Here is an 8,107-nt window from a genome sequence, read left to right on the forward strand (position 1 = left end):
ATTTCAATACCTCTAAAGCACTATGAAATGGCAGATCATTGCGTGTTAATAAAATATATGTCTACTAGTGCACTGGCGTTTTTATAGCTTTAAGCTATTGATTTGACCTTATTAATGAGCGGGATACGAATCATGCTGTTGTGTTGCGCTCAAGCGCCTCAGTCTGCCATAAGTTTTTCGAGGCTTTCAAAGCGTGATGGCTGTTATTTCAGTCAGTGCAACTGCAACATCGTCGCGAGACAGCCATGAAAACAAGCCACCGTTTCATCCGGTCAGGAAGGCTTTTAGGCCTTGATTTCGGTGTGGCCATGGGCCTCGCTGCCGCTTTATTGTTTTTTGCGATAAGCGGCGTTCTGACCTATTTCAATTTTCAAGGTATCCGCGAAGCAAACCAGAAAATTGTTCAGACGCATCAGGCTATTGTCTCCCTGCAAAGCCTTTTCTCAAAGCTGCAAGATGCAGAAACGGGCCAGAGAGGATATCTTTTAACTGGTGAGGTCAGTTACCTTGCCCCTTACCAGACCGCACGCAGCGCGATCGATAATGAAATCGCAAAGGTTGCTGAACGTACGGGAGAAAACTTAGGACAAAGCGAAAGGCTTGATAGTCTCAGGCAGCATGTCAACGCTAAGCTCGGTGAATTGGCCGATGCAATTGCGCTCAGGAGAAGCGGTGGATTTGATGCCGCGCTTGCTCTGGTTCGCTCTGATCGCGGTAAGCTCGAAATGGATGCTATTCGCGATGGTATTAGCGCAATGTCAGAGGTCGAGAACAATGTACGCAGCGAGCGCTTATCAGAAATGGCAAAGGCGCAGCAACAAGCGCTAATAAGTACGGTTCTTGCGGCAGTCCTCGGTATAATTCTTACATTGGTAGTCGGGTACCTCATTCGGAACGCATCCCTTAGACAATACCGCGATGAATGGCTGCAGACTGGCGAAATTGGCCTCGCATCGGCAATGATAGGCGATCAGCGCATTGATGAATTGGGTGAAAATATCCTCGACTATCTGACGCAATATACGGGCGCTGTGGCGGGAGCTTTTTTCAGCGGCAGTGGTGGTCAATATCGACTGGGCGCTGTTTTGGGCGTACCAGACACGAATAGTGTGCCTGAAGCTTTTGCTACACGCCAAGGATTGTTAGGGCAAGCAGCGGCAAAAGGGGATCTAATTGTTCTCAACGATGTTCCAGACGGATATCTGGCCTTTGGATCAGCACTCGGCAGGGACAAACCACGTCATCTCGTTATCATTCCAGCGGCCTTAAATGGCACGGTCAACTCAGTAGTAGAACTTGGTTTTCTGGAACGAGCAGACGAAAAAGTAGTGACGCTGTTGAACAGGGCTGCCGAAACGATTGCGGAGAGCGTCCAGGCTGCAGCATATCGTGATGAGTTGCAGAATTTGCTCGAAGAGACACAGCAACAGTCTGAAGAGTTGCAGGCTCAGGGCGAAGAGCTTCGTGTTTCCAACGAAGAACTCGAAGAGCAAAGCCGGGTCTTGAAGGAATCGCAGTCGCGGCTCGAGCAACAACAAGCTGAACTTGAGCAAACTAACAGCCAACTTGAAGAGCAGGCAAACCAACTGGAACTACAACGCAGTGATCTGGAACGTGTGCACGCGTCAGTGCAGATGAAAGCCGATGAGCTTGAACGCTCTAGCCAGTATAAATCTGATTTTCTAGCAAACATGTCGCATGAGCTGCGCACACCGCTGAATTCGTCGTTGATCCTTGCTAAGCTTCTTGCGGACAATCCCGACGAAAACTTGACTCAAGACCAAGTCAAATATGCGCGAACCATCCAGTCTTCGGGCAATGATCTTCTCAATCTCATTAATGACATTCTTGATTTATCAAAAATCGAAGCCGGTCACGTTGAAATTCATCCGGAAGTCACGCCTCTTGCACGTCTTTCGACAAGTCTGAAGCAGCTGTTTCAGCCGTTGGCAGATGAAAAAGACCTTAAGCTTGTTATCGAGGTTGATGATCGTCTGCCGAAATCGTTTGTCACAGACCCTCAGCGACTGGATCAAATACTTAAAAATCTTCTCGCCAATGCCATCAAATTCACTGAACGTGGACAAGTCGAGGTGTCAATCCGACTACAAGAAGGGCAACAAATCAGCTTTTCCGTAAAAGACAGTGGCATTGGGATATCTTCAGACCAGCTCAAAAGTATCTTCGAAGCATTTCATCAAGCGGACAGCACTATCAGCCGACGATTTGGCGGCACTGGACTTGGTCTGTCTATCTCAAGGCAGCTTGCCAGATTGTTGGGTGGCGCAATAAGTGTGGAAAGCACTCTCGGACAAGGCAGCAATTTCACCGTCACTTTGCCGCTGCGATATGAGCCTGGCGGGAAAAGCGCGTTGCCCCTCACGCAGGTTGTTGCGGCGGGAGAAACGCCAACGAACACGCCAGTTACATCCAAGAGCTTGCCACAACCTTTTCATTTGGAAGACGATCGGGATGCGCTCACTGATGACAGGCGTGTTCTTCTGGTTATCGAAGACGATGACACATTCGCCGCAATTGTGCGCGATCTGTCTCGTGAGATGGGGTTTCATTCTGTTGTGGCCCGCACAGCAGAGGAGGCCGTGCGCTTAGCGCGTGAGTTTTCGCCAAATGCTATCGTGTTGGATGTTGGCCTGCCTGACGAGTCCGGTTTATCAGTTCTCGATCGGTTAAAAAATGACGTGCGCACCCGTCATATCCCAATCCATGTCATTTCTGCGGGCGATCATACCAGAACCGCTTACGCGCTTGGCGCTGTTGGTTATCTTAACAAACCAGTCAGTCGTGAGGAGCTTGTTGATGTTCTGAGCCAGCTGCAAAATCGAATAACCAAACGTGTACATAAGGTTCTCATCGTTGAAGATGATGAGCGGCAGCGTGAAGCGGTTGCAAAACTTTTAGGTTCAAGCGATGTTGAGACTACAACTGCCGGCAATGTGGCCGAATGCCTCGATCTGCTGCGCGAGCAGACTTTTGATTGCATGGTGCTGGATCTTTCTTTGCCCGATGAATCAGGCTTCTCACTGCTTGAAACACTTAGCAATGAAACTGCCTACGCATTTCCACCAGTAATTGTTTATACCGGAAGAGAACTTTCCAGCGAAAGTGAGCAGAAACTCCGGCGGTATTCCAAGTCAATTATCATTAAAGGTGCAAAGTCCCCCGAGCGACTGCTCGACGAAGTCAGCCTTTTCCTGCATCAGATCATTTCTGAATTGCCCGCAGAACAGCAACAGATGATCCGCAAAGCGCGTCATCGCGATGCGATGCTTGAGGGTCGTCGTATTCTCGTCGTTGAGGACGACATCCGTAATGTTTACGCACTCACGAATATTTTGGAGCCGCGTGGTGCCCAGGTCATTATTGCCCGCAACGGCCAGGAGGCTATCGAAGCACTCAATCGGTCGCTCGAAAATGCTGAGGCACGTATTGATCTTGTGTTGATGGATGTGATGATGCCTGTCATGGATGGATTGACAGCTACAAAGGAAATTCGTCGAAATCCAGCCTGGAAGAAACTGCCCATTGTAACGCTGACGGCCAAAGCGATGCCTGATGATCAGCAACGCTGTATTGAAGCCGGCGCAAATGACTACATGGCGAAGCCGCTGGATGTTGATAAACTCCTGTCACTTGTTCGGGTCTGGATGCCCAAATGACAGGGCCACTTGAACACGGCTCCGCTGAAGAAATTGAGATCAGACTGTTGTTGGAGGCACTGTACCTTCGATACCATTATGACTTCCGCAGCTATTCGCTTGGTTCGATCAAGCGTCGGCTTCGGCAGGCACGCGAACAGATGGGCTTTGCCAGTTTTTCTGCGATGCAGGAAAGTGTGTTGCATGATGCAACCATACTTCCGCATTTGCTGCGCTACCTCACAGTTCAGGTCAGCGATATGTTCCGTGATCCAAGCTATTTTCGAGCCATTCGCGAGCATGTTGTGCCGCATTTGCGAACGTATCCCTCACTCAAGGTTTGGATTGCTGGATGCTCGAGTGGCGAGGAGCTTTACTCCATGGTCATTCTTTTTCGTGAAGAGGGTTTGGAGGAGCGAACGCTCTTTTACGCTACCGATATTAATCCGGAGGCGCTCCAAGCGGCCGAGGCCGGTGTTTATCCGATTGATCGCGTGCAGTCGTTCACTTCCAATCACCAGCAATCAGGCGGTTTGACATCGCTATCTGACTATTATCAGGCTGCATATGGCAGGGTCTCGTTTGATAGGTCACTGCGTCGAAACGTTGTGTTCTCGGATCACAGCCTTGCGACCGACGCTGTTTTTGGAGAGATGCACCTGATTTCATGCCGCAACGTGCTTATCTATTTTGATCACGACCTGAAAAATCACGTGCTGGGCTTGTTCAAAAGTTCCTTAGCCCATCGTGGATTCCTGGGATTGGGGGCAAAAGAAAGCGTTCGCTTTTCTCGTTATGCGGAGACCTACGCTGATTTTGTGCGTGAGGATAAAATTTATCAGAAGGTGTCGTCATGACGGTCTCCAAAACGCAGGCCGTGGTCATCGGTGCGTCGGCGGGAGCGTTTGATGCATTGTCGGCGATCCTGCCCTCTCTGCCGGTCACTTTTGGATTGCCTGTGATGGTCGTGGTGCATCTTCCGCCAGACAAGCGCAGCTTGATGGCTGGACTTTTTCGGCATAAATGCATACTGGCGGTGGAAGAGGCTGAAGATAAGCAGCCACTGTGTTCTGGCACAATCTATTTCGCACCACCTGATTATCATATGCTTGTTGAAAGGGACAATACACTGTCACTTTCCAAGGATGCACCAGTCCTCTATTCCCGTCCATCTATCGATGTTCTTTTTGAAAGCGCGGCCGATATCTTCGGGCCCAAACTGCTGGGCATCGTGCTGACAGGCGGCAATGAAGACGGTGCCAAGGGTTTACAGTCTATAACGGCGGCGGGCGGCAAAACACTGGTTCAGGACCCCAAAAGCGCCTTCGTACCAACGATGCCAGAGGCTGCTATCCGCTCTTGTCCGGATGCCAAAATTTTATCGCTTGAAGCGATAGCGCAATATTTGAGAGAGGTTTAGGTCAACACATGGAGCCCATTTCGTTTCTTCTCGTTGACGATCTTGAGGAAAATCTTATCGCCTTGGAAGCATTGCTTCGCCGGGATGGCTTGAGAATACTAAAAGCCAATTCCGGTGATCAGGCACTTGAACTGCTTCTTCAACACGATATTGCTCTTGCTCTTGTCGATGTTCAGATGCCTGGGCTCGACGGTTTTCAGCTCGCAGAACTTATGCGCGGAAACGAGCGCACACGTCACGTGCCAATCATTTTCGTAACAGCTGGTGGTGGTGGACAGCGCCGTTTTCAGGGTTATGAAGCAGGAGCGGTAGACTTCATACAGAAACCTATCGAACCGGATGTATTGCGCAGCAAGGCCGATGTTTTTTATGCATTATATCGGCAGCGTCAACAGCTTGCTTTTCAACGCGACGAGCTCGCTGTTCAGGCTGCGGCCTTGCGCCAATCAGCGCAGGAAAAAGACATTCTTCTTAAAGAAATCAATCACCGCATTAAAAACTTGTTTGGCTTGACATCTGGCTTGATATCCCTCAGCGCTCGATCCACAGACAACATTGATGACCTGGTCACCAACTTGCGGTCTCGCATGCAAGCCCTTGCGCGGGCGCACGAACTCACTCTTCCCGTACCCGGAACGAGTGAAGCCAACGAGAGATCCACATCCGTGGTGGCGCTTATTGAAGCAATCCTCGCACCGCACAATAACGAACAAAAGTCGGCTGTTACAATTACCGGAACCGATGTAGCGCTTTCCGGTAAGGCGCTGACGTCCCTGGCTCTTTTGTTGCACGAGTTGACCACGAACTCGGCAAAGTATGGCGCGCTCTCTTCGCCAGAAGGCCAACTGGCGATTGAGATTAATCTGGACGCAGAACTCCTTCAGCTTCATTGGAGAGAAATCGGCGTCAAAATGCTGTCCAACCAACCTGATCGTCAAGGATTTGGGGCCACGCTTGAAAAGGCCACCGTGCAAGGTTTGAATGGGACGATCTCTCGTGATTGGTGTCCAGATGGATTGTCTTTGGTTCTTAAAGTTCCATCAGCCCAACTTAATCCCCACCTTTAAGATAAAATTTAAAAATAGTCAGTCGGCGAGGGATCGTTTTAGTTTGTGCGTGTTGTCAATTTCAAAAGCATTTTAAGGAAGTTTAATGACTGACAACAGCATTCCCTTTGCCCTCGTGGCCGAAGATGACGTCATAATCCGCATGGATGCTGTAGATATTCTAGAATCCGCGGGTTTTCGCGTCAAAGAAGCCGGTAATGTTGAAGAAGCATTAGAATTGCTGAATGACGGTCCAGACAGATTCCGTCTTTTATTCACAGACTTACAAAGGCCGCCAAGTGAGCAGACTGGTTTTGATCTCGCGCGCCATTGTTCAAAACATTGGCCTCACATAGGAATTTTAATTGCTTCCGGGATGATGGTGCCAGAAGACAATGATGTACCTGATGGAGCCATTTTTGTAAGAAAGCCCTTCAGTTCGCACGTGATCTACAATCATCTTCAAGTTATTCTGCCTGACGGTAAAAAACCTGAGCCACTGAAAAAATGGCTATCTAATTCAAGACTTATAAATGTGCTCGGAACGTGAATGTAACACCACTCGCTCATACTTCAGATCAACACTGCCTTGAGCTGAATAAGCGAGCAGGTGCGTTGTAATTTTAAATCTTCACTAGTCTATACTGAATCGATGACCAGTTGCCCTGAAACCTCCCCTCAGACAGTGTTGAACACGTTCGTATCTGGTGTTTAATCGATCTGCATATGACGCGATGTATTAAGAGTTAAACCATAACTCTAAGCATTTGTTCCGAGTGCACTCAGCCCCAACATTGGACCGCCGGGAAAATAGCGCGGAAAACTCCAATCATAAGTGGTCCAGTTATAAGGGAGCAGAGTAAGCGGGCTTGGTTTTTACGGAACGATGACTAATCAAATACCACAACAAAAAAATCGACTTTTGTCGCTTTAGAACAATTTTTGTTAGTATCAGCATAGACTTTGCTTTTCCTCATGTTGAAAGTGATATTTGGGTAGTTAGCGTCTTTGAGGGGTCGATTCAGCATTTATTACAAATGAAGATTACTGACTTTTTTTGGAGAAAACATTTCTTGCTGTGTATAGGTATTTATAAATTTTTTAGATAGCATCGTTTGAGAATATTACGTGTCAGTTGATCTTATTTTGTAAGTGCCTGAACTCGTTAATTATTGACCCTTGAAGCTCATTCGCGAATTGAGGAGAGCGTCATGGTTGCAGTTGTCACGAATAAGGCGAGTGGTAGTTCGCGAACAGTAACTGGTAATGATATTATCCTTTCGGCGCCGAGCGTCGTCAAAATTTCTTTAAATCCAAAATCTATTTCTGAATATCAAAGAATTGGAGATGACCTCCTCATCAGATTGCATAATGGCGATACAATTCGCATCGTTAATTATTACACGCACTATAGCGACGGTCAGGACAACGACCTCGTCCTGCAAGATGAAAACGGCCAGCTCTGGGCTGGTAATCACAGCGATGGGCTGGCAGATTTTAATTTCTCGGAAATTCAAGGTGTTGATCAGCTTGCAGGTGGCGGTGGCGATCTGGGGCCGGTCCTGCTTGGGCTCGCCGGTTTGGGAGCTTTGGGTGCAGCAATTGGTGCTGGTTCTCGAAGCGATAATGATGATGATAGCGACGCTGACGCTGACGCAGATGCCGACGCCGACGCCGATGCGGACGCCGACGCAGATGCAGACGCTGATGCGGACGCCGACGCCGACGCAGACGCAGACGCAGATGCTGACGCAGATGCCGATGCGGACGCAGACGCAGACGCTGACGCTGATGCCGATGCCGATGCGGACGCCGACGCTGACGCTGACGCTGATGCCGATGCCGATGCCGACGCTGATACGGATGCACCAGACGCTCCTGAAGTAACACTTGGAGAGGATGGACGCACGCTCACGATCACTGGCGAGGCTGGATCTACGGCTACGATCCGTGGCCCTGGCGGCGCTGTTCTTGGCACAGTTGTA

General features: G+C 49.2%; 6 protein-coding genes. All 6 read left to right on the top strand.

Annotated elements, in window-relative coordinates:
* Nucleotides 1-245: 245 nt before the first annotated feature.
* Nucleotides 246-3,677, top strand: a complete 3,432-nt coding sequence (locus J2782_RS19850; protein ID WP_310015648.1) for a response regulator — start codon at nt 246-248, stop codon at nt 3,675-3,677.
* On the top strand, nt 3,674-4,513 hold the full coding sequence (locus tag J2782_RS19855; RefSeq protein WP_310015651.1) for a CheR family methyltransferase: 840 nt from the start codon (nt 3,674-3,676) through the stop codon (nt 4,511-4,513). The genes J2782_RS19850 and J2782_RS19855 overlap by 4 nt, the downstream gene beginning before the upstream one ends.
* Complete coding sequence (locus J2782_RS19860) at nt 4,510-5,076, top strand: chemotaxis protein CheB (RefSeq protein WP_310015653.1); 567 nt, start codon at nt 4,510-4,512, stop codon at nt 5,074-5,076. The genes J2782_RS19855 and J2782_RS19860 overlap by 4 nt, the downstream gene beginning before the upstream one ends.
* 62 nt (nt 5,077-5,138) lie before the next feature.
* On the top strand, nt 5,139-6,143 hold the full coding sequence (locus tag J2782_RS19865; protein ID WP_404989681.1) for a sensor histidine kinase: 1,005 nt from the start codon (nt 5,139-5,141) through the stop codon (nt 6,141-6,143).
* Nucleotides 6,144-6,228: 85 nt separating this feature from the next.
* Nucleotides 6,229-6,672, top strand: coding sequence for a response regulator (locus J2782_RS19870; RefSeq protein ID WP_310015658.1), 444 nt, complete (start codon nt 6,229-6,231; stop codon nt 6,670-6,672).
* A gap of 661 nt (nt 6,673-7,333) precedes the next feature.
* The coding region (locus tag J2782_RS19875; RefSeq protein WP_310015661.1) for a BapA/Bap/LapF family prefix-like domain-containing protein at nt 7,334-8,107 on the top strand (774 nt) is incomplete at its 3' end.

This window comes from Brucella pseudogrignonensis, assembly GCF_031454375.1.
Classification (GTDB): Bacteria; Pseudomonadota; Alphaproteobacteria; order Rhizobiales; family Rhizobiaceae; genus Brucella; species Brucella pseudogrignonensis_A.